Below are 22,880 nucleotides of genomic sequence, written 5' to 3'. Positions count from 1 at the left end.
CGCGCGCCCGGTCAGGTCCTATTCAAGCTGTCTTCATCAGCAAGCGATTCAAGCGCTGCACGAACACCGCCGGCTCGGCCAGCTGACCACCGTCGGCCAGGGTCGCCTGTTCGAACAACAGATGCGACAGATCGTTGAACTCGGCGTCCTCGCCGGTCTTCTCGATCCGTTGCAACAGCGGATGATTCGGGTTCACTTCCAAGGTCGGCTTGCTGGCCGGCGCCTTCTGGCCGGCTGCTTCCATGATCCGGCGCATCTGCGCACCCATGTCGTGCTGACCCAGCACCAAGCACGCCGGTGAATCGGAGAGTCGCGCCGTCACGCGCACATCGCTGACCTGTTCGGTGAGCGCCTTCTTGATGCGATCGACCAGCTCGGTGTGACTCTTGGACAGCTCTTCCTGCGCCTTCTTTTCTTCGTCCGACTGAATGGTCGAGAAATCCAGTTCGCCGCGCGACACGTTCTTCAGCTGCTTGCCATCGAACTCGCGCATGTGATCGACCAACCATTCGTCGACACGATCCGACAACAGCAATACTTCGATGCCCTTCTTGCGCAACACTTCCAGATGCGGGCTCGACTTGGCGGCACCGAAGCTGTCGCCGATGACGTAGTAGATTTCTTTCTGGCCTTCCTTCATCCGGCCGACGTAGTCCTCCAGCGACACATCTTGCTCCGGCTTGTCGGCCAGCGTGGTCGAGAAGCGCAGCAGCTTGGCAACGCGTTCGCGATTGGCGTGATCTTCGGCCGGGCCTTCCTTCAGCACCGTGCCGAACTCTTTCCAGAACGTTGCGTACTTCTCGGGCTCGTCCTTGGCCAGCTTCGCCAGCGTGTCGATCACTCGGCGCGCGAGACCGGTCTTCATGGTGTCGATGGCCGGATCCTGCTGCAGCATCTCGCGAGAAATGTTGAGCGGCAGATCGGCCGAATCGACCACGCCTTTGACGAAGCGCAAATACAGCGGCAGGAACTGTTCGGCGTCGTCCATGATGAACACGCGACGCACGTACAACTTCAGACCGCGAGCGCCTTCGCGATGCCACAGGTCGTAAGGAGCGCGACCCGGGATATACAGCAGGCTGGTGTATTCCTTCTTGCCTTCTACTTTGCCGTGCGACCAGGCCAGCGGATCGGTGAAGTCGTGAGTGACGTGACGATAGAACTCTTTGTATTCCTCGTCTTTCAACTCAGTGCGCGGCCGAGCCCACAGCGCCTGCGCGGTGTTGACCGTTTCGAACTCAGGCTTGGCCTCCGCTTCCGGCACGACTTCGGCCACCACCGAGTCGTCCTGCTTCTCTTCGTCTTCAGGCTTGTACGGCGCCGGCTTGGGCATGCGCACCGGGAAGGCGATGTGGTCGGAATACTTCCGCACCAGCGAACGAATTCGATACTGATCGGCGAACTCGTGCCCGACTTCTTTCAGATGCAACACGATGCGCGTGCCGCGCTCGGGCTGATCGATGTCTGACACGGTGAACTCACCGTCGCCGCTGGAAACCCAATGCACGCCCGCGCTCGACTCGAGACCGGCGCGACGCGAAAACACTTCCACGCGGTCGGCGACGATGAACGACGAATAGAAACCGACGCCGAACTGACCGATCAATTGCGCGTCCGCTTTCTGGTCGCCGGTGAGGCGCGACAGGAAGTCGGCGGTGCCGGACTTGGCGATGGTGCCGAGGTGCTCGATGGCTTCCTGGCGGCTCATGCCGATGCCGTTGTCGACGATGGTGATGGTATGCGCCTGGCCGTCGGCATCGATGTTAATGGCGAGCTCCGCGCCGCCCTCGAGCAACCCAGGCTGGGCCAGCGCTTCGAACCGCAACTTATCGAGCGCGTCGGAGGCGTTGGAGATCAGCTCACGCAGGAAGATTTCCTTGTGGCTGTAGAGCGAATGGATCATCAGCTTCAGCAGCTGCTTGACCTCGGTCTGAAAGCCCAGGGTTTGGGTCTGGCTCTGCGTCTCGTGCGTGCCCGTGTCGTTCATGTACTGCTCTCCATAAGTTCGCGTCGCGCGCGGCGTACAGCAGCGCGGTGAGGCCGGGTTTCCGAAGGCCGGCAATGATATTGGACGCGTGGGCTTATGGGGACCCGCGTTGAAGGATTCAAGGCGGGTGAGCGGCCTCAAAAGGCCGGTGGCCCCGATATATTTTCGTCGGGGCCGGAGAATTTACGAAGAATCAGTCGCCGGTGGCGAGAGTCGCGCGCCGGCGGCGCAGATGCTCGACCAGCGAGGCGGACATCACCAGGCCGATGATGGCCAGCGTCGCCTGGGGCTGTAGCACCAGTGCGAATCCGGTCAAAGCGAACAGCGCGAATGCGAACACAAAGCCCAGGATCTTCGGCGCCAGGTGGCGCAGGGCGCACAGGGCGTCGTCCAGGTTGTCGGCCCACAGCAACAGGAATTCCATAGCAGTCCTCAAGGTTGGCGAGACGACTCTAGCGGCAGCCAATTGAGGTCGGTGTGAGACGACTCACAGCAACGGTAACCCCAGCCGGTGATGATCGTCACAGTCCTGAACAGCGCTCTGGACTTGCAGTGCGGCAACGTGCTGCGTAGGCTGATTAATCACAGCGGCTTGGTCTATTTAACAGTCGATTCCAGCGAACACAGCGGCATTTAACGGTCATGCAAAAGATCGTCGTCTTGAATCCCAAGGGTGGCTCCGGCAAGACCACCATCGCGACCAACCTGGCCAGCTATTTCGCGGTCCAGGGGTTGCGTCCGACGCTCATGGATATGGATGCCCAGGGCTCGAGCAGCCATTGGCTCAGCAAGCGCACTCAGGGCCAGCCGCTGATCCATGGCATCGCCGGTTACGAACGTAATACCGGAATGACCCGCAGCTTCGCTACTCGTCTGCCGCTGGATACACAGCGCCTGGTGGTGGACACGCCGGCCGCGGTCGAAGCGCAACGGCTGGCCGACTTGACTCGCAATGCCACCGCCGTGCTGGTGCCAGTGCTGCCCTCGGACATCGACATTCATGCCGCGGCCAAGTGCATCTCCAATCTGCTGTTGGTTGCCAAGGTCCGCCGTGACGAACACCGCATCGCTGTGATCGCCAACCGGGTCAAGAAACAGACCTTGATCTACAAGTCGTTGATGAAGTTTCTGGAGAACCTGCAGATTCCGGTGGTGACCACGCTGCGAGACTCGCAGACGTACATCCGCTCGGCGGAGACCGGTTACGGCATCTTCGAAATGAAGCCTTCGACGGCGCGCGAAGACCTGGAACATTGGTTGCCGCTGGTGGGCTGGCTGGCGCAGCGTAAGCCGCTGCACATCGAGCCGGGCACGCCGGCCATCACTTCGGCGCTCACCTCCACACCGAAGGTTGCGACCGCCACGCTCGAGTCCATCCTTCCGCCGCAACCGGTTGCGGCCAAACCTTCAGTGTTCGCTCCGCCGACTCCGGCCGAGACGCCCAAGCTCAGTCCCGCGGCGGTGATGAATGCGGTCGCGAGCCCGGCAAGTGCGCTCAGCGACCGCGGCGGTAGCAGCTCGAAGTCACGCGACTCTTCCGAATCGCTGCTGCCTTCGCTGCTCCGACGCGTGTTCGGCTAACAGCCGAACTAGCGTCGCGAACAGATTACTTGCCGCCCTTCGTATCCTTGTCCCAGTTGCTCTTCACCTTGTCGGTCCAGCTCTTGTAGTTGGACCAGGTGTGCAATGAGCGCGTGATCGCGGCATGACGCGAATTGCCGCTCGGCTCGGCGCGATCCAACCAGTTGGCCCGCTGCGGCTCACGGTTACCGGCGCGAACGATCGCACCCGCATTCTCGCCTGCCCAGGCGCGGTGGCGGCCGGTAGCGGTCATCTCGTCGATCTTGGATTCGGTCGTGGTCATGTGTGTCTCCTCGTGCGAGCTCAACTTACGGAGCACACACCACGCGAGTGAGGAACTACATCACAGCGATCGAGTGTCGTCTCTAGAGTGCGACAGCCATCGCAAGGGAAGCGCTACTGACACTAGTGTCACGTCACAAAGCGCGGGCTTTTCGCGCTGTATTTAACCGGCGGTTATTGATTATTGGATGAGTTGCCGCACGTCGCGCGCAAAACACATCGCTGAACGCGCGTGTTCAGCTGCACGAGTGGAAAAAGATCCGACACCGCAACACGAACAAACAAACGTCTATTTCGCAGCGAGCAACGCGGCGAACGCCGGTTTGATCTCGTCGAGGATGTCGTGAATCGCTGCCGGCACCAAGCTGCTGTACACATCGAGCAGCACGACTGCATTGACGATCGCATCCTGCCGGCTCGCTGCACGCAAACGCGTCGCCATGCCGCGATTCACCGAGTGCACGCCCTGATACACGCGTTCGAGATTTTCGAGCGCCAAATCGGCCGTGCCACCTTCGCGCGCGGCGTAGTGTTGAGTCAGCAAATACATGGAAGCGACTCGATACGCCGTTTCGGATTCGCTCGAGAACGGCAGATGAAAGCGCGCCATCGGCCGAAACACCGCGGTGTTCGGACAGCCGCTGGACGCCATGATCAAACCCATCAGCGACGCCAACGCCTGCTGCGCCGGCAACGTGGCCACGACCTGGCGCTCTTCGCTCTCCACCGAAACGCGCACCTTGTCGTAGGAGACCAGATCGGTGAAGCCGTCGATCACGCCCGACATGTGCAAAGCGGCCGGACAGTACGGCGTCTCAGCCGCGTTGAACGGACAGCCGGTGCATTGATTGAAGCTGAGCGCAGTCCATGACGGCGGATCGGACAGCACCGGCGGCGACAACTCCGCCGTGTCTCGATCCATCTCCAGCTCGAACACGCGCTCTTGAGAATTGGGGAAAGTGAAGCGGTAGGTGAGCGCGACCTTACTGCTCATGCGACCAGCCGGTAACAGGGCTTGTATTCGCCGGCCAGTTTCATGCGTTTCTGGCGGACGAACGCCGACAGCAGGTCATCGAGCAAGGTCATTACTTCCTTGTCGCCGTGCAGTTCGAACGGGCCGCGCGCTTCGATGGCTTGAATGCCCTGCTCTTTGACGTTGCCCGCGACGATGCCGGAGAACGCGCGACGCAAGTTGGCAGCCATCACATGCGGCGGCAGGTCCCGGCGCAACTCCAAGCGAGCCATCGCCTCGTGCGTGGGCTCGAACGGCCGCTGGAAGTCCTCGGGGATCTTCAGCAGCCAATTGAAGTTGTAGGCATCGCTCTTGGCGCGGCGATATTCGCGCACCTGCTCGATGCCCTTGAACACTTCGCGAGCCGCCTGCGGCGGATCGCCGATCACGATCTTGTAGCGAGCGCGCGCGGCGTCGCCCAAGGTCGCACCGATGAAGCGATCGATCTGACCGAAATACTCGGCCGCCGACGGCGGGCCGGTGAAGATCACTGGCAACGGCTGCTCGGCATTGGCCGGATCGAGCAGGATGCCGAGCAGATACAGAATTTCCTCAGCGGTGCCGGCACCGCCCGGGAACACGACGATGGCATGCGCACACCGGACGAACGCCTCGAGGCGCTTCTCGATGTCCGGCATGATCACCAGCTGATTCACGATGGGATTGGGCGGCTCGGCGGCGATGATGCCGGGCTCGGTCATGCCGATGTAGCGACCCTCACGGATGCGCTGCTTGGAATGACCGATGGTGGCACCCTTCATCGGGCCTTTCATCGCGCCCGGACCGCAGCCGGTGCAAACGCTCAGCGCTCGCAGGCCCAGCTCGTAACCCACTCGCTTGGTGTAGTCGTACTCCACCGAACCGATGGAATGACCGCCCCAGCAGACCACCAGATCGGGCCGGCCTTTGTAATCCAGGATCCGCGCGTTGCGCAGGATGTGATAGACGGCGTTGGTGATGCTGACCGGATCGTTCAGATCGAAACGGCCGCTGCCCAGAATCGCGTCGTGGATATAGACGATGTCGCGCAGCACCGAGAACAGATGTTCCTTGATACCGCGGATCATCGACCCATCGACGAAGGCGCTGGCCGGCGCGTTCTTCACTTGCAGCTTGATGCCCCAAGCCTGGCGGCCGAGCGTGATTTCGAAGTCTTTGTAGCGGTCGAAGATGGCGCGGATGTCGTCGGACTCCAAGCCCGAGCTGAGCACCGCCAGCGCACAGCGGCGAAACAGGTCGTAGACCCCGCCCTGCCCTGAATTGAGCAGCTGCTGTACTTCACGCTGCGAAAGGTTTTCCAGGCTGCCTAGCGGCGAGACTCTGGCGTCGACCACTCCTTCGGGATCGGCCTGGGTGACCGAGGCCGAGGCGCGTCCGTCATTGGACGGCGCCTTCATGTACTTGTCTCTTTCACGGCAGGATCTCTATGGGCGTGTCGGGCGGCGTCATCAACCAGATTTCCACCATGTCCGAATTGGACACGGCGATGCAGCCCTCGGTCCAGTCGACATTCGCGTAGTAGTCGCGCGACTTCTTGGGGATGTTGGGTTGGCCGTGAATCATGATCGCGCCGCCCGGGCGCAGGCCCTGGGAGCGCGCCCGTTTCACGTCCTGATCGTTGGGGTAGTCGACCAGGATGGACAGGAAATATTCGCTGTTCGGGTTCCGGCGCGTCAGGCGATAGGCGCCCTCGGGCGTGCGGAAGTCGCCTTCGAACTGCTTGTGACCTTCCGGCCGCAAGCCGAGTGCGATCTTGAAGGTGCGTAATGGGGCGCCGTTGTTCATGAGGTACAGCTTGCGCTCGCCCTTACGGATCACCACCTTGTCCGCCAATGGCAGTGCTGCTTCGACGCTGGAGGAGACCAGTGCCGAGGACTGTAATGGCGTTTCCGCCCGCAGCGGCGCGGCGGAAAAAAGGACCAACGAAGCAGTGACGAGAGCAGCAATGTTTCGCGGCATAAGGAGTAGCGAAGGTCAACGCCGGGGGATTATAGCGTGGCTCGACTTATGTCGGCTCGTGAGCAGCACGATTGAGGCTGTAGGGCATCCTCGACATGCATCTTGGCTGGATCGCGGCCAAAAACCGTGACCTGGATCACCAAGCGGCCGCTTCGCCGCCGTTCAGCTGCGCGCTTCCAAAGTCACTGCCGTGCATTCGCGCAAGGCCGGGCCAGTCTCGGCGCGTAGCCGGTACTGGCGGCCGCTATAGACCTCCACTTCCAGCTCATGGCGGGAGGTCCGCTGCGTCTCGGCAATCCGACAATCCACCAGCAAGGTGTGCTTGCCTTCCAACACTTCGACCGAGGTCTGAGTGACGCCGATGTCCTGACCGTCGACCTGCCGCAACACCACCGCAATGGGCGAACCGGCATTGAATGCCGGATCGCCGCTGATGCGCGCGACTTCGTCTCGGCCTCGTTTCGGCCCGTCGTAGAGCTGCACGCTCATGCAACCGCTCGCCGCCGTAGCGATGGCGACGACCAGCAAACTGGATCTGAATAATTTCCCGCTCAAGCCGACGGCTCCGTGACACCCGTGGCTTGGACCAGCGGAATCACCAATCGTGCCCCGGGCTGCAACGAGCCCAAGTCCAGGTCCGGATTGTATTGGCGCAGCAGCCAGATCGGGATGTTGTAGCGCTGCTGAGCCAGCACCCACACCGACTCGCCGCGCTTGATCACGTGTTCGCTGGTGCCCTGGATACGGAACTCAGTGAAGAACGCTTCCTGCAGAGCACGGTGATACTCGGCACGGCGCGCCTCGAATTGATCCGGCGACACCTTGGAGAAATCCAGCTTTACCTTGCGGCCGACGATCACCGGCGTCGCGAACGAAATCCGGTTCAGCTGACGCAGCTGACTGGCGCGCACATCCAACCATTCCGCGTAGTGACCGAGAGTCTCGGCAGCCTGCACGATGATGATGTTGTGATCCTTGACTGAGTAATCGCTCGGATCGGCGGAGGACGCGGCCTGCGTACCCGGCACGAGCGCAGGACCGATCTCCTCGGCTTCACGCTCCGACACCGGCTCGACGGCTTCAGCTTCGGACGGCGGCTCAACGACAGCGGCGACCGTTGCAACCGGCACTTCAGCTTCGACCGGCGGCTTGGCGCGCGCCGATGCGGCCAACGCCAACACCTGCCCTTCATAGATGAACTGACGATTGCGGATGTTGTTCAGCTCCATCAGCTGCTCTTCGGTCAGACCATGGCTTTTCGCGATTTTGCCGAGCGTGTCGCCACGACGAACCACATAACGCTCGTTGCCAACCACGCCCGTGGGCGGAGTGGGCTGCTTGGCAACCTGAGGCGGCGGCGGTACTTCCTTCGGTGTCTGAGCGACGACCGCAGCCGGGCGACCGCTCTTCTCTGGCAGCGCCAACACTTGGCCGGCGCGCAACCGATATGGGCGCGCAAGATCGTTCGCTTCCGCGAGCTGCGCCTGGCTCACGCCATAGCGAGTAGCGATGGTCGACAGCGTCTCGCCGCTCTGCACACGATGCTGAGTTCCAGCGAGCACTACGTCGGCCGGCTCGGGCGCAGCCGTGCTCAGCTTCGCCATCACCGTCGTCAGATCGATATGCGACGGCACGCGGAACTCGTAACCACGCGGCACATGACGCGCACCCTTCCAAACCGTGTTGAGTAGTGCCGGATTCAGGCGACGCAGGTCCTCTTGATCGATATCGAGCACCGTAGCAAGCCGGCTGGCCGGCACGGGCTGCGGCATGGTCAGCACGCGGCTGCTATCCGGCGCGTTGCGCCGGATGCCGGGGAAAAACTTCTCGGGGTTCTGGTCGATTTCCAGCGCAGCCAGGAACGCGAGATAGAAATTGCGCGAAGCAAAGCCGAACGAACGGCTGTTGTACTTGCGCACGATGGTGGTGATGTCGCTGGTGCCGAGCTGCTCCTGCGCGCGCTTCATGCCGCCAGGACCATGGTTGTAAGCCGTCAGCGCCAGCGGCCAACTGCCGAGCACGATGTAGTTCTGTTCGAGGAAACGCGCAGCCGCTTGGGTAGAGCGATAGGGATCGAGGCGTTCGTCGACCACAGCGTCGATGCGCAGGAAGCGACGACCCGTGCTCCGCATGAACTGCCACATGCCGGCCGCGCCGACCTTGGAATACGCATAGGTGTTGAACGACGATTCGACGTGAGGCAACGCCGCCAGCTCGCGCGGCAAGCCCATCTTCTCGAACGTGTCGGCGATGTGATCGTGCCACGCGCCCGAGCGCACCAACCCTTCGCGGAAGCGATCGGCCTGGCCGAGCTGGAAACGCACTTCTTCAGAAGCCTGCTCGTAACGCGAACGCCGCGTGCCTTTCGGCCACAGCGCCTGCACTCGCAGCTCCTCTTGATTCAGATCCTCAGCCCCGCTGGCCAGACGGTCCAGGATGCGCGAGTACTTCTTCTTGGCTTCGTCGATGCGTGCAGAGCGCGCCTTTGGAGCGATGTCCGAAGGGAACTTGAGCGCTTCGTAGACGACGCTCAGCTCTTCCGGATCGTGCAGCAGGCCGCCCTCGGTGGTGACCTCCGTGTAAATGCGACGCCAAAACGCGATATCGGCTTCCAGCTCCGCCGGGCGAACGAAATGCTGGCTCGAACTGGCGCTGGCGGGCGCGATGGCGGCCGTGAACAGAGCCAGAGAGCTGAGCAATAGCAGGATGGGGAGGCGATACAGCAGCTTCATTAAACCGTCGTCGACATTGAAGGGGAAACGAGGCGGGCAAGACTATGTAAAACCTCGAGCCTTGCACAGCGTTGCAGTTCGCAAATTGGGGCCCCACGTTGATCTCAGGGCGATTCGATTGACCCCGACCGGCAGCCTGGGTTAATGATAGCGGTATCATTTGCCACCGAGGCTGCTTGCTACGGCACGCCGCCCATTGCCTGAGGGGGAGTAATGGTGAGTTCTTCAGCGACGCCGACCGGTCGCTATCGTTGGCGCATCTGCGGACTGCTACTCGCCGCGACCACGATCAACTACATCGATCGCCAGGTGCTCGGCGTACTCGCGCCCGAGCTACAGAAAACATTCGCCTGGAGCGAGATTCAATACGGCTACATCGTGACGTGCTTTCAAGCCGCGTACGCCATCGGCTTGGTCAGCGCGGGCGCTGTCATCGATCGTCTCGGGACGCGCCTGGGCTATGCACTCGCGATTGCGGTTTGGAGCTTGGCCGCCATGAGTCACGCGCTGGTGGGCAGCGTCGCAGGCTTCGCGATGGCGCGTTTCGCTCTCGGGCTCGGCGAAGCGGGCAACTTCCCAGCCGCGCTCAAAACAGTCGCGGAATGGTTTCCTCGACGTGAGCGAGCCTTCGCCACCGGCATCTTCAACTCAGGCTCGAACATCGGCGCCATCGTCGCGCCGCTGACTGTGCCCATCATCGCCATCACGTGGGGCTGGCAAGCCGCCTTCCTCGCCACCGGCGTGCTCAGCGCGATTTGGCTCGTGACTTGGCTCGCCACTTATCGCCCACCCGAACAACACCCGAAGCTTGGTGCCGCGGAGTTAGCGTTGATCCGCAGCGACCCGCCGGAGCCCACCGAGAAGGTGCCCTGGTCTCAGTTGTTGCGCTATCGCCAGACCTGGGCCTTCCTGCTCGGCAAGTTCATGACCGATCCCATCTGGTGGTTCTTCCTGTTCTGGTTGCCCAAGTATTTGCACAGTGAATACGGTTTGAGCCTGCTCGGCCTGGGCGCGCCGCTGGTCGCGATTTATGTGCTCGCCGACATCGGCAGCATCGCTGGCGGTTGGGCAGCCGGCCGTTTCATCAAGATGGGCTGGACCGTCAATCGCGCACGCAAGACTGCGATGCTGATCTGCGCGCTGTGCGTGGTGCCCATTGTGTTCGTGTCACATGTACAGAACGTGTGGGTCGCCGTGTTGCTGATCGGCCTCGCCACGGCCGGCCATCAAGGCTGGTCAGCAAACATCTTCACGCTGCCTTCGGACATGTTCCCTCGACGCACCGTCGCGTCGGTGGTGGGCATCGGCGGTTTCGGCGGCGCCGTGGGCGGCATGCTGATCGCCACGTTCACCGGGTTCTTATTGGAAACCACCGGCAGTTATGTGCCGGTGTTTTTGATGGCTGCGACGGCTTATTTGCTGGCGCTGGGATTGATTCAGCTGCTGGCGCCCAAGCTCGAACCGGCGCAGATGTGAAAGTAAGCAGGGCTCGCCAGCGCGAGCCCTGCCCCGCTTCACAGCTTCACTTCGAACGTTTGCCGCGCGCGAATGTCGGCGCTCGACGCACCAAACTGCACTTCATACTTGCCGCCATCCACGGCATAGTGCTTCGCATCCACATCGTAGTGATGCAAATCTTTGGATGGCTTGAGCGTAAAGCTGACGCTGCCCGACTCGCCGGGCTTTAGCGCAACGCGCTTGATCCCTCGCAAATCTTTAACCGCGCGTGACCGCTTCGACTCTACCGGCGCGACATACAACTGCACGACTTCTTCGCCGGCACGCGAACCAACGTTCTTCACCGTGATCGACGCTTGCAACGAACCATCGGCCGCGACGCTCGCACGATCCAACTTCAAACCGGAATACTCGAAGCGCGTGTACGACAGGCCATGACCGAACGGATACAACGGCTGGTCCGCGAAGTATCGATACGTGCGCCCTTGCATCGAGTAGTCATCGAACGCCGGCAGCTTTTGGTCCGCCTTGTAGAAAGTCACAGGCAAGCGGCCCGACGGATTGACCTCGCCGAACAACACATCGGCCACAGCGCTGCCGCCACGCTGACCTGGATACCAAGCCATCAGGATTGCGGGCAGCCGCTGCTGAGCCCAATCGACCGCGAGCGCCGAGCCGCCGGTCAACACCAGCGCCACCGGTTTGCCGGTCGCTTGCAACGCTTCGAGTAACTTGCGCTGACTGCCCGGCAAACGCATGTCGGTGCGGTCGCCGCCGGCGAAGCCCGGATAGTTGACCTTCATTTCTTCGCCTTCGACATCGCCGGTCAAGCCGCCGACGAACACGACGGCGTCGGCCATGCGGGCGGCCTCCAACGCCTCTTCGAACGGCGCCTTGGCGCCTGGACGATTCCAGCCCAGCCGAATCTCAGCGTCGCGGATGTCTTCGAAGTACTCGATCTTGATCCGATACGCGCGACCGCCTTGGAGATCCACCGCGACGCTATGACTGCTCACGCGCTCGTTGAGCTCCCAGCCATTCACCAACAAGCGATCGTCTAGATACAAACGAACGCCGTCGTTCGCACCGACAACCAGTTCGTACTTGCCAGTGGTCGGCGGTAACAGCTCACCCGTCCAGCGCACACTGAAATCATCGCCGGCCAGCGACTGCTCATTCGACAACTCACCGCGTGCCGCCAAGTCGTCGGTCGGCGCGCCACGATCCCATCGGAATGCAATGCGCGAATCGACGCGAGTCATCGCCGGCTTGCCGGCAAAGTCACGCCCACGGAAATACTCGCCTTTGAGTCCTTGCTGCTTCGAGCCCGCTTCGGGCCGCAGGAAAGTGGCGTCGATCAACGGCACTGCTCGCGGCTCTTCGCGACCTTCGACGAGATCCGCGCCGCGCGAGTAGATCACGTTGGTCTTCGGCCCCACCGCTTCGCGAATGCCTTGCAGAATCGTCACGGGTGCCGCCGGCGTGCCGTAGTAATTACCCAGCAAGGACATGACTTCATCGGCAGTCGGACCAATGACAGCCAGTGTTTTGACATCGCGCGACAGCGGCAACATGCCATTGTTCTTCAACAGCACGATGGACGACTGGGCCGCGCGACGTGCCAGCTGATCATGCTTCGGCGCCTGATTGACTGAGTACGGAATCTGCGCCCAACGCACGCGCTCCGGCGGATCGAACATGCCGAGTTGAAAGCGAGTGAGCATCAACCGTCGCACGGCGCCATCGATCTCGGCTTCGCTCACCAGCTTTTGTTTCACAGCCGGCAACAACTGATCGTAAGTTTTGCCGCAATCCAGATCGCAGCCGTAGCGCACGCCGAGCGCTGCGGCCTCCGGCGCGGTGGCCACGATCTTGTGATGTTTGAAAATATCCTCGATGGAGTCGCAGTCTGAGACTACGTAACCATCGAAGCCCCAATCCTTGCGCAAGACCTGCTGTAACAGCCGCGGGCTCGCCGATGCCGACTCGCCGTAAACACGGTTGTATGCACCCATCACCGATGCGACGCCGCCTTCCTGCACCAACGCTTGGAACGCGGGCAGATAGGTTTCGTACAGATCTCGCTCGCTTGGATGCACGTCGAAATGATGCCGATCCGCTTCCGGACCGCTGTGCACGGCGAAGTGCTTGGCCGTCGCATCGACCTTGCGATACTTCGGGTCGTCGCCTTGCAGGCCCTTCACGAACGCGACACCCATGCGAGCGGTGAGCCACGGATCCTCACCGTAGGTTTCCTGGCCGCGGCCCCAACGAGGATCACGAAAGATGTTGATGTTGGGCGACCAGAACGTCAGCCCCTGATAGCGACCGCGCAGTTCGCGGCGCGCGAACTCGTGGTGCTTAGCTCGAGCTTCGTCGCTGATGACAGTGGCGATTTCCAACATCATTTTGTCATCGAAGCTCGCAGCCAACCCGATGGCTTGCGGGAATACAGTCGCTGCACCGGCGCGCGCGACACCATGCAGAGCTTCGTTCCACCATTCGTAGGCCGGCACATCGAGCCGCGGAATGGCCGGGGCGTTATTGCCCAGCTGCGCGACCTTCTCTTCCAACGTCATGCGCGAGACCAGATCGGCGGCGCGCTGCTCAAAGGATTTGTTCAAGTCCTTGTAGAGCGGCGCATCTGCCCACGCCGCTGCTGAAACAGCCAGCAAGGCGGTCACCGTGACAGCAAGCGTTGTCATTCCTGACTGGATGGTGTGCATCCTTATCGATCCCCCGATAGGCCGCGTCCTGGCGGCGATGGAACATTCATTGCAGTTCGATTTGGAACGGACCGGCCGGCAGTCGCGCTTCGTCATAAAGCGTGCACACTGGGCTATCGGCCCAGCAATAGCGCACGCGAGTCGCGATGTTTGCGTTGGCGCTCTTCAGCACCACACGCGAGCCTTGAATAGTTGCTTCGGCGTACTGGCAGGTGTTCATGTCGGCGGCGCAAGTTTCGAAGCCGATGGGTCTGGCCGCGCTGTAGGCAACGAGCTGCCCGGTCACATCGGTGAACTCAACCGAGATGCCACCCGCTTCACGCCGCGCACTTGCGGGCACTGGACCGGACGCCGAGGCCGCGTCGTTGTAAAGAACATGCCTCGCAGCGCGAGCTAGGCGGCGCGCCACTTCTTGTTTGTTGGCTGGATGAACGTCGGTGCGCTCGCCGAGATCAACGGCTACCGCCAGGCCGGCGTTTCCATCCGCCTTCACGGCCAGACGCTGCGCCTCTCGCAGCTTCGCCCATGAACTCTCATTCGGCTGCGTCGACGCGGGCCCATAGCCCGCCAGCTGCACGATAAAGAATGGCAAGTCCGCGCGGAATCGCGCTCGCCAATCCGCCATGAAGCGCGTCAGCAATGGTTGGTAGCGATCAGCCTCGTCCGTGTTCGATTCGCCTTGATACCAAGCAACGCCGCGCAGACTCAGATTCGACAGCGGCGCAATCATGCCGTTGTGAATGACGCCCAAGCCGGCCGTTGCTTCCCACGGTGCTCTGGGCGGAAACGCCGCATTCGCTGGCGGCAATCGATAGCGCCATTCTTTGTTGAGCACGACGCTGGAGCCATCGGCAAATTTCAACGCGCGACTGTCGATGGGACTGGGCAAGCCGCCGTTTGCATACGTGTCCAGCACGCTGATGACGATGGAGTTGTCTCCTGCGCGCAGCAGTTTCGGAGGCAACGAGTAAGACTTCTCGCTGCCCGGACCCGCTGCGCCCACCAAGCGACCATTCACCCATACTTGATCGGATTCATCCGCTCGACCGATGGTGATCGTGGCCTGCTGAGCCGCTTGCGACTTCGTCAAAGTCACATTCGTGCGATACCACAGCAGGCCGTCGTAGCTCGCCAGCTCGGGCACGCCCCACGCTTCCCAGTAGCCTTTTTCCATGGGCGCGATCTGCCAATTGCCCGTGGGCTTGGCGCTCCAAGGCTCGGTGCCACGACGTTCGTTGGTACGCTCGCGCCACCACGTTTCCCAGATCGCGCCCCACTGCGCCGCTGCTGCGATCGGATCTTTCCCCGACTGAGCGAGCGCGTCCAAAGCAGCGTCATAGCCTCCAATGGAACGCAGCGCCGCGTCCGACATCCACGCTTGAATCTTGGAACCGCCCCAAGCCGAGGCGATCAGGCCCATCGCAACGTTGTCCTTCTTCTGCAACTCACGTGCAAAGAACAAACAGACGGCCGAGAACTCCGGGACGGTGCTCGGCGACGCTTTCAACCACTGCACCGGGCTGGCGAATGTGGATTGAGGCGTCGCATTGGCCGACATCGGCACGGTCAGCATTCGAATGGAATCGTTCGCGGAGTTCAGAATCTCGGAACGCGAGTCGAGCGCGCGATGCACTTGCAGGACCATGTTGGACTGTCCCGAGCACAGCCACACATCGCCAATCATCACATCGTCAATCGTCTGCTCATCGCCCGACGCAGCAGTGACCGACAGTCGATACGGACCGCCTGCGCTCAGGCTTGGCAATGACGCTCGCCAGTAACCGGAAGCGTCAGCCCGAGCCTGGCCGCGCGCGCTCGCCAACGTCAGCGTTAACGATTCGCCCGGCTGCGCCTGTCCCCAAACATTGATCGTTTGGTCTCGTTGCAAGACCGCGTGATCTTGAAACAAGTCATGCAACAGCGGCGCTGCGCTCACCGCCGACCCAGCCAGCAGCGCGCCGAGCGATAACGCATGACACAGGATGCCGACGCGAGCGTTCATGCTTCGTGATGCTCCAGATCAGTGATGCCCTGGCGCGTACGGAAAATCCAGCGACTTGTAGTAGTCCAGCGAATGCTCAGGCGGCGCGAACCCGGCGGGCAGTGGCCGCTTCGAGAACGTCTGGAAATAAGCAATGCTGGCGTCTCGCCACCACTGCGCTTCGTTCTCTTGGATCTTCAAGAACGCCGCCACTTCCGCGTGGCGCTCGACATCGACCTGCGACGCCACGCCCTGCCACGTCTGACTCATCTCACGAACCGTGTCGACGCCGCGGGTGTAGCGATACACCAGCTCATCCCAAAGGATGCGGCCTGACCGGGTGCGATAGTCCCAAGGCACATGATGGAACCAGAGCAGGAACTGCTCTGGCACGCGCTTGAGATCGCCGAACTCGGCCGCAATCGGCGCAGCGTATTGAGCCACGGCATTGCTGCCGGTCTTGGTGCGATCGAAGCCAATCCCTTTGGCATCGGCGCGATGAAAATAAACAGCCGTCCAATCTGCGCGCGGGCCGCCTTCGACCCACGGCGCTGGACCATAGTGATGACCGCGACCCATGACGTGATGCAGGCCGAGCGGATTCATGTAGTCGACCACGGCTTCGTGCGACTTCATCATCATGCCGACGGTGCGTTCGACGAACTTCGGGTCGTTGAAGAACGTCATCCGCACCCACTCTTCCGCCAGCGCCTTCGATGACAACGTCGGATTCCACGCCAGCCGGCCGAACGCGTACCAGTTCGCTTGATCGAATTGCGAGCCGCTCCAGTTACGGTCGCTGCCGATGTTTGCTACGCCCGCAATCGCCGTGCGCGCATAGTTATGCACCGAGCCATCGAGGATTTTCGCAATCGTCGAGCCCTTGCGAGGTCGATAGGTATCGGCGCGCAACACCTCCTCCCAGAACGAACCGAGATAGACGAGGTGCGTCGCAAAGCCCAAGTATTCCTTGGTGATCTGAAACTCCATGGCCAGCGGCGTCTTCGGCATGGCGCCGAACAACGGATGGAAGGGCTCGCGCGGCTGAAAATCGATGGCGCCGTTCTTAACTTGCACCAGCACGTTGTCGCGAAACTTGCCATCGAGCGGCACGAACTCGTCGTAAGCCTGCTTGGCGCGGTCGTCGGGCTGCTCGTGCGAATAAACGAACGCGCGCCAGATGACAGTGCCACCGAACGGCTTCACCGCGTCGGCCAACATGTTCGCGCCGTCGGCGTGATTACGGCCGTAATCCTGCGGACCAGGCTGACCTTCCGAATTGGCCTTGACCAGCAAGCCGCCGAAATCGGGAATGATTTTGTAGATTTCCGCCGCTTTGTCGCGCCACCACTTTTGCACGGCCGGATCCGCCGGATCAGCTGTTTTCAAACCACCGATCTCCACCGGCGCACTGAAGCGAGCGGTCAGAAACACGCGAATGCCGTAAGGACGAAACACTTTGGCTAACGCTTCTGCCTTGTGGAGATAGGCAGGAGTCAGCACTAGCGCATTGGCATTGACGTTGGTGAGCACCGTGGCGTTGATGCCTATCGACGCGTTGGCGCGCGCGTAGTCGGTGTAGCGCGGATCGAGATAGTCCGGCAGCTTGTGCCAATCCCACAACGAAGCGCCGGAATAGCCGCGCTCCACTGTGCGATCCAAGTTGTCCCAATGATTCAGCATGCGCAACTGAATGCGCGAGGACTCGCTGATCGCCAGGTTTTGCAGCGGCTGGTGTGTCTGTAACAAGCGCAGGAAATGAAACACGCCATACAGCACACCGACATCGTCGTTGGCCGCGATGACGATGCTTGTATGGTCGCCGACGCGCTGCTGACGAATCACATAGCCTTGCGGCGATAGGCCTTTCAGGCCCAGCTCGAGTTGCGAGATCTGCGGATTCGATTGCGGTGTACCGACGAGCACAGCTCCGGCCGCCGCAACACGCTCGACATTCGCTGGCGTCTGCGACAGTAAGCCGCTCAATCCACGAGAAAGTTCGCTCTTGGCAGCCGCCAGCGTCGGTGACGAAGCGGGCATGACGAGTTGCGCAGTGGCAGGCGCATAAATTGCGCGTTGCTCAGCCGGCAAAGAGCGATAACGCAGCCATAAATCGTAGCCATCTTCGGCGACCGCGGGCTGCACAGCGAACGCCGCGCACAGCGCCCAAAAAGCCAGCCAAAGCGGTGAAATAGCTCGAAACGCCGGCGCGCACCCGCCACCCAGCCCATGACCTGGTGCCATCAGTTCCCCCTACCATCGCTGCGTCAAAATTCCTGGTAACGGTATCACGGGCCTTTAGCGCGCTTCCACCCTTGCACCTACGAGGCATAATGCGCCGTACTCATTCAAGCGCTTGGCCCACCTAAGCACCTTCATGCAAAACGCACCTCGCAGAGCCCGCAACTCCGCTACCCCGACCCGGCGTAAAGGCGCGGCGGTCACCATCCACGAAGTGGCCCAGCGCGCCGGCGTCTCGCCGATGACCGTGTCACGCGTGGTCAATGGCAATGCGAATGTTCGAGCTGCCACGCGCGAATTGGTGATGCGCACGGTTCGTGAGCTCAACTACACCCCAAACGCGGCAGCTCGTTCCCTGGCCGCGGCCTCGGGCACGCGAATCGCGCTGATCTATACAAACCCGAGCTCGGCTTATTTGAGCGAATTGCTGGTCGGCGCACTCGACGGTGCAAGCCGAGCAGCCACGCAATTGGTGCTCGATACGTGGGATCACATGACGCGCGCGACCGAACGCGCCGCGGCTCGCAAGATCGCGCAAAGCGTGGCCGGCGTGATTCTTCCGCCGCCGCTATGCGAATCCAAGGCTGTTTGTTCCGAACTGGTGGCGGCAGGAATTCCGGTGGTCGCAATCGCGTCGGGCCGCTTTCAGCCGGATATTTCCGGAGTGCGCATCGATGACTTTCGCGCAGCGCAAGAAATGACCGAGCATTTGATTTCGTTCGGGCATTCGCGCATCGCCTTCATCAAAGGCCATCCCAATCAAACCGCCAGCGGCTTGCGCTACGAGGGCTATCAGGCCGCCATGGCAGCAGCCGGCATCCCGGTGGATGCGACCTTGGTTCAACAAGGTTTTTTCACCTATCGCTCCGGCCTGGAAGCCACCGAAAAGCTGCTCGCGCGCAAAAAGCCGCCGACCGCCATTTTTGCCAGTAATGACGATATGGCCGCAGCCGCCGTATCCGTCGCCCACCGCCGCGGCCTCGATGTACCGCGCGACATATCCGTGGTCGGCTTCGACGACACACCCACCGCGACCACGGTTTGGCCTGAGTTGACCACCATCCGCCAGCCCATCGCCGCGATGGCCGCCTCCTCCATCGAACTGCTGTTACGGAGCATTCGCCGCCGCAAAGACGGCGAAGCCCGTGTAGTGGTCGATCACGTGGTAGCGCACGTTCTGGTGAAGCGCGACTCGGTCGCGGCCCCTAACGCCGGCTAGTTCTGATGGGCAGGATGCCCGAATGTAACGGACGCAAAGACGTTTAGGAGCTGTGCTGGGCAAGGATGCCCCCTCGAAAAAGCGCTCGATTCAGGCGGACCAAGACCGTCAGAGTCAGGCCATGCTTGAATTTTGATAGCGCTATCACTACGCTGCCCCAACAGCACGAGGTCCCATGACGGCCTCGGCCGACAATCCACTCGCAGGCGTCATCTCAGGGGGCGCACATTTATGTCACAGGGGATTCCCAACGAGCCGAACGCGCGTGCGGAAACCGCACTGGTGCGAGGCCTGGCGGTCGTCGCAGCGCTAGGCGGCCTGCTGTTCGGTTACGACACGGCCGTGATCTCCGGTGCCGTCGGCGCCATCGACCACAACTTCATCTCGCCGCGTGGGCTGTCCGAAACCAGCGCCGGCAGCTTGTCCGGTTTCGCCATTGCCTGCGCCCTGATCGGTTGTGTGATCGGCGCGGCCCTGGCCGGCCCGATGTCCCAAAAGCTTGGCCGTCGCGGCGGCCTGCTCGTGTCGGCAATTCTCTTCATGGTGTCCTCGGCCGGCTCGGCCTATCCGGAGTTCGGCTTCCTGGGCATCGGCGGCGAAGGTCCGGAGGCGCTGAGCGCGTTCATCCTGTATCGCATCCTCGGCGGCATCGGCATCGGCGTGGCCTCGATGCTGTCGCCGTTATATATCGCCGAAATCGCGCCACCCCGGCAGCGCGGCCAACTCGTGACTTATCAGCAAGTCGCCATCGTCGGCGGCATGACGCTGGTGTACTTCGTGAATTGGTTCATCGCTTCGCAGGGCAACGACGAGTGGGTGCTGTCGACCGGCTGGCGTTACATGCTGCTGTCGGCCGCGCTGCCCGCCGCTTTGTTTTTTGCACTGTTGCTGCTGGTCCCAGAAACGCCGCATTGGCTGGTGATGAAAGGCCGCATGGATGAAGCACGAAATGTGCTGTCCCGGCTCTCCAACAAAGCCGAAGCGCGCGTGGTACTGAAAGAAATCGACGAGTCGCTGCACGAACGCTCTGCCAAGTTGTTTGCTTTCGGCGGCTTGGTGGTGTTCGTCGGCATCATGCTGTCGGTGTTCCAGCAGTTCATCGGCATCAATGCGGTGCTGTACTACGCGCCGCTGATGTTCCAAAACATGGGTGCGTCGACCGACAGTGCGTTGTTACAAACCATCATCGTCGGCATCGCCAACATCGTGTTCACACTGGTTGCGCTGGTGACCGTGGATCGCTGGGGTCGCAAACCGCTGCTGATCCTGGGCGGCGTGGTCATGGCCGTCTCGATGTTGTCGCTGGGCTTCTTGTTCAACAGTCACAACGTCGGTACCGCCGCACTGATCGCCGTGGTCGCTTACATCGCCGGCTTCGCGCTGTCGTGGGGCCCGGTGGTTTGGGTGTTGCTCTCGGAAATCTTCCCGAACCCAGTCAAGGGCAAAGCCATGGCGCTGGCGGTGGCCGTGCAATGGATTGCCAACTGGTTCGTGTCCCTGACCTTCAAGGTGTTGGACGGCAACTCGACCTTGAACGCGCTGTTCAATCATGGCTTCGCTTACTGGATCTACGGCGTGATGAGCATTCTCGCGGCACTGTTCGTGTGGCGCTACGTGCCGGAAACCAAGGGCCAGAGCCTGGAATCGATTCAGCACTTGTGGACCAAGAAGTCGGCCGAGCTGGATGGTTCGGCACGCGCCTCCTCCAAAGCCAGCACTGCCAACGCTCTTTGATCGGTTTTAGCCATGAGATTACTTGCCCATCTTCCGGCGGACTGGCGTGAGGCCACCCTGGTTGGCCGCATCGCCACTACTGCCGGGCCGACGCCGGTCGTCATCACGCGTGGTCGTGTTCGCGATGTATCGCGTGTCGCGCCTACCGTTGCCGATCTGCTGAACAGCTGGAACGGCTCGGTTCCTGAGGGCGAAGATCTCGGGCCGCTCGAGCAACTGTCGTTCACTGCTGCTTTCAACGGCGGCGAATCGACGCCGCGTTTGCTCGCGCCGGTCGATCTGCAATGTGTGAAAGCGTGCGGTGTGACTTTCGCTGTATCGGCCGTTGAGCGAGTGATCGAAGAACGCGCACGCGGTGACTACGCCAAAGCTCAAGCGATTCGCGACGCTCTGGGCGAACGCGTCGGTGCCGATATTCGCTCGGTAAAACCCGGCTCGCCGACCGCGGTTCGCTTGAAAGAAGCGCTGATCGCCGACGGCCTGTGGTCGCAGTATCTGGAAGTGGCGATCGGTCCGGACGCCGAAGTGTTCACCAAATCTCCGGTGCTGTCGTCGATGGGCTGGGGCGACTGGATCGGCGTGCGCAAAGAGTCGCACTGGAACAATCCAGAACCGGAGATCGTGCTGGCCTGCGACGCCAAAGGCCGCACACTCGGCGCTTCACTCGGCAACGACGTGAACCTGCGCGACATCGAAGGTCGTAGCGCGCTGCTGCTCGGCAAGGCCAAGGACAACAATGCGTCCTGCGCCATCGGCCCGTTCATTCGCCTGTTCGACGCCACGTTCGGCATCGATGACGTGCGCCAAGCGGTCGTGTCGCTCACCGTCGAAGGTGAGGAAGGTTACAAACTCGAGGGCCGCAGCTCCATGTCGCTCATCAGCCGCGATCCGCTGGAGCTGGTCGAGCAGACCTTGAGCCAGCATCAGTATCCGGACGGCTTCGCGCTGTTCCTCGGCACCATGTTCGCGCCCACCGACGATCGCGATGTAGCCGGTCGCGGCTTTACGCACAAGGTCGGCGATCTGGTGCGCGTCTCCTCCCCGGCGCTGGGCACACTGGAAAACAAATTGACGACGTCCGACCTGGCGCCGCCGTGGTCCATCGGTATCGGTCACTTGATGCGCAACCTGGCAGGCCGCGGCTTGCTGGCGCAGCGCTCTACTTAGGCTGAAGCTCATTTATGTCTCACACCGTTTACCCCTCGCTTCGTAACAAGCGCGTCATTGTCACCGGTGGCGGTTCCGGCATTGGCGCTGCCATCGTCGAAGCGTTTGCTCAACAAGGCGCGCGCGTGGCGTTCCTCGACATCGCCGACGATGACTCGAAGGAGCTGGAGCGCAAGCTCGCCGCGAGCGGCACGCCGCCTCGCTACTACCGCTGCGACCTCAAGAGCGTCGACGCCATTCACGAATTGTTTCCGCGCATTCGCGCCGACCTCGGCGGCGTCGACATCCTGGTGAACAACGCAGCCAACGATGACCGCCACGCCTTGCAGGACATCACCGAGAAATACTGGGACGATCGCATCGCTGTGAACCTGCGCCACTTGTTGTTCTGCGCACAGCAAGTGGTCGAAGACATGAAGACCGCCGGTGGCGGCGCCATCGTCAATCTCGGCTCGGTATCGTGGCATCTGGCGCTGCCGGACCTGACCATCTATCAAACGGCCAAAGCCGGCATCGAAGGTTTGACGCGAGCCCTGGCCCGCGACTTGGGATCGTTTGGCATCCGCGTGAACTGTGTCATCCCTGGCGGAGTGCGCACGCCGCGCCAGATGAAGCTGTGGCACACCCCGGATGAAGAGCAGCGCATGCTCGGCCTACAATGCATCAAGGCCCGCGTCGAACCGTCCGACGTGGCCAACATGATCGTGTTTCTTTCTTCGGACGATGCCCGCATGTGCACGGGCCACGAATACTTCGTCGACGCCGGTTGGCGGTAGCGCGTAACTCTCTAACATCACGGAT

17 protein-coding genes are annotated in these 22,880 nt (G+C 61.6%); 6 read left to right on the top strand and 11 right to left on the bottom strand.

The window, feature by feature from the left end; genetic code table 11:
- Positions 1 to 22: 22 nt before the first annotated feature.
- Both htpG and JNL55_RS30335 read right to left on the bottom strand, forming a co-directional pair.
- Positions 23 to 1,987 (bottom strand): molecular chaperone HtpG, encoded by a 1,965-nt coding sequence (gene htpG / locus JNL55_RS30340; protein ID WP_293863399.1) that lies wholly within the window; start codon positions 1,985 to 1,987, stop codon positions 23 to 25.
- Positions 1,988 to 2,180: 193 nt separating this feature from the next.
- Positions 2,181 to 2,411, bottom strand: coding sequence for a hypothetical protein (locus tag JNL55_RS30335; RefSeq protein WP_293863397.1), 231 nt, complete (start codon positions 2,409 to 2,411; stop codon positions 2,181 to 2,183).
- A 218-nt stretch (positions 2,412 to 2,629) separates the two neighbouring features.
- Here JNL55_RS30335 and JNL55_RS30330 point away from each other — a divergent pair, with 218 nt between their 5' ends.
- A complete protein-coding gene (locus JNL55_RS30330; RefSeq protein ID WP_293863395.1) occupies positions 2,630 to 3,568 on the top strand; it encodes an AAA family ATPase in 939 nt (312 codons plus the stop codon).
- A gap of 25 nt (positions 3,569 to 3,593) precedes the next feature.
- Here the strand turns inward: JNL55_RS30330 and JNL55_RS30325 are convergent, their stop codons facing one another.
- The 6 genes from JNL55_RS30325 to JNL55_RS30300 form a co-directional block, all read right to left on the bottom strand.
- Positions 3,594 to 3,851: a hypothetical protein gene (locus JNL55_RS30325; RefSeq protein ID WP_293863393.1), complete on the bottom strand. Its 258-nt coding sequence runs from the start codon at positions 3,849 to 3,851 to the stop codon at positions 3,594 to 3,596.
- Positions 3,852 to 4,139: 288 nt separating this feature from the next.
- Complete coding sequence (locus tag JNL55_RS30320) at positions 4,140 to 4,844, bottom strand: DUF6901 family protein (RefSeq protein WP_293863391.1); 705 nt, start codon at positions 4,842 to 4,844, stop codon at positions 4,140 to 4,142.
- Positions 4,841 to 6,259 (bottom strand): nucleotide 5'-monophosphate nucleosidase PpnN, encoded by a 1,419-nt coding sequence (gene ppnN, locus JNL55_RS30315; protein WP_293863389.1) that lies wholly within the window; start codon positions 6,257 to 6,259, stop codon positions 4,841 to 4,843. The genes JNL55_RS30320 and ppnN overlap by 4 nt, the downstream gene beginning before the upstream one ends.
- A 13-nt stretch (positions 6,260 to 6,272) precedes the next feature.
- Complete coding sequence (locus JNL55_RS30310) at positions 6,273 to 6,785, bottom strand: L,D-transpeptidase family protein (RefSeq protein ID WP_293863387.1); 513 nt, start codon at positions 6,783 to 6,785, stop codon at positions 6,273 to 6,275.
- Positions 6,786 to 6,983: 198 nt separating this feature from the next.
- The gene (locus tag JNL55_RS30305; protein WP_293863385.1) at positions 6,984 to 7,376 is read right to left on the bottom strand and encodes a hypothetical protein; all 393 of its coding nucleotides are present in this window, start codon (positions 7,374 to 7,376) and stop codon (positions 6,984 to 6,986) included.
- Positions 7,373 to 9,553: a LysM peptidoglycan-binding domain-containing protein gene (locus JNL55_RS30300; RefSeq protein ID WP_293863383.1), complete on the bottom strand. Its 2,181-nt coding sequence runs from the start codon at positions 9,551 to 9,553 to the stop codon at positions 7,373 to 7,375. The genes JNL55_RS30305 and JNL55_RS30300 overlap by 4 nt, the downstream gene beginning before the upstream one ends.
- Before the next feature lie 216 nt (positions 9,554 to 9,769).
- On the opposite strand from JNL55_RS30300, the gene JNL55_RS30295 reads away from it, so the two are divergent.
- Positions 9,770 to 11,029 carry an MFS transporter gene (locus JNL55_RS30295; protein WP_293863381.1) on the top strand — a complete coding sequence of 420 codons (1,260 nt, stop codon included), beginning with the start codon at positions 9,770 to 9,772 and terminating at the stop codon, positions 11,027 to 11,029.
- Between the two features lie 38 nt (positions 11,030 to 11,067).
- Here the strand turns inward: JNL55_RS30295 and JNL55_RS30290 are convergent, their stop codons facing one another.
- From JNL55_RS30290 to JNL55_RS30280, 3 genes are all read right to left on the bottom strand, one after another.
- Positions 11,068 to 13,716, bottom strand: a complete 2,649-nt coding sequence (locus JNL55_RS30290; protein ID WP_293863379.1) for a beta-glucosidase — start codon at positions 13,714 to 13,716, stop codon at positions 11,068 to 11,070.
- A 67-nt stretch (positions 13,717 to 13,783) separates the two neighbouring features.
- On the bottom strand, positions 13,784 to 15,739 hold the full coding sequence (locus tag JNL55_RS30285; RefSeq protein WP_293863377.1) for a sialate O-acetylesterase: 1,956 nt from the start codon (positions 15,737 to 15,739) through the stop codon (positions 13,784 to 13,786).
- 18 nt (positions 15,740 to 15,757) lie between these two features.
- Positions 15,758 to 17,962, bottom strand: coding sequence for an alpha-glucuronidase family glycosyl hydrolase (locus JNL55_RS30280; RefSeq protein ID WP_293863375.1), 2,205 nt, complete (start codon positions 17,960 to 17,962; stop codon positions 15,758 to 15,760).
- Between the two features lie 133 nt (positions 17,963 to 18,095).
- Between JNL55_RS30280 and JNL55_RS30275 the strand changes: the two genes are divergently transcribed.
- From JNL55_RS30275 to JNL55_RS30260, 4 genes are all read left to right on the top strand, one after another.
- Positions 18,096 to 19,178: a LacI family DNA-binding transcriptional regulator gene (locus JNL55_RS30275; RefSeq protein WP_293863373.1), complete on the top strand. Its 1,083-nt coding sequence runs from the start codon at positions 18,096 to 18,098 to the stop codon at positions 19,176 to 19,178.
- A 231-nt stretch (positions 19,179 to 19,409) separates the two neighbouring features.
- Positions 19,410 to 20,912, top strand: coding sequence for a D-xylose transporter XylE (gene xylE / locus JNL55_RS30270; protein WP_293863371.1), 1,503 nt, complete (start codon positions 19,410 to 19,412; stop codon positions 20,910 to 20,912).
- A 12-nt stretch (positions 20,913 to 20,924) separates the two neighbouring features.
- Positions 20,925 to 22,079, top strand: a complete 1,155-nt coding sequence (locus JNL55_RS30265; RefSeq protein ID WP_293863369.1) for a fumarylacetoacetate hydrolase family protein — start codon at positions 20,925 to 20,927, stop codon at positions 22,077 to 22,079.
- Positions 22,080 to 22,093: 14 nt separating this feature from the next.
- On the top strand, positions 22,094 to 22,855 hold the full coding sequence (locus tag JNL55_RS30260) for an SDR family NAD(P)-dependent oxidoreductase (RefSeq protein ID WP_293863367.1): 762 nt from the start codon (positions 22,094 to 22,096) through the stop codon (positions 22,853 to 22,855).
- The last annotated feature ends 25 nt before the right edge of the window (positions 22,856 to 22,880 follow it).

Origin of the sequence: Steroidobacter sp. (genome assembly GCF_016790065.1) — a bacterium.
Lineage (GTDB): Bacteria > Pseudomonadota > Gammaproteobacteria > Steroidobacterales > Steroidobacteraceae > Steroidobacter.
The sequence above is the reverse complement of the archived record's forward strand: the minus strand, read 5'-3'. Positions and strand labels throughout refer to the sequence as shown.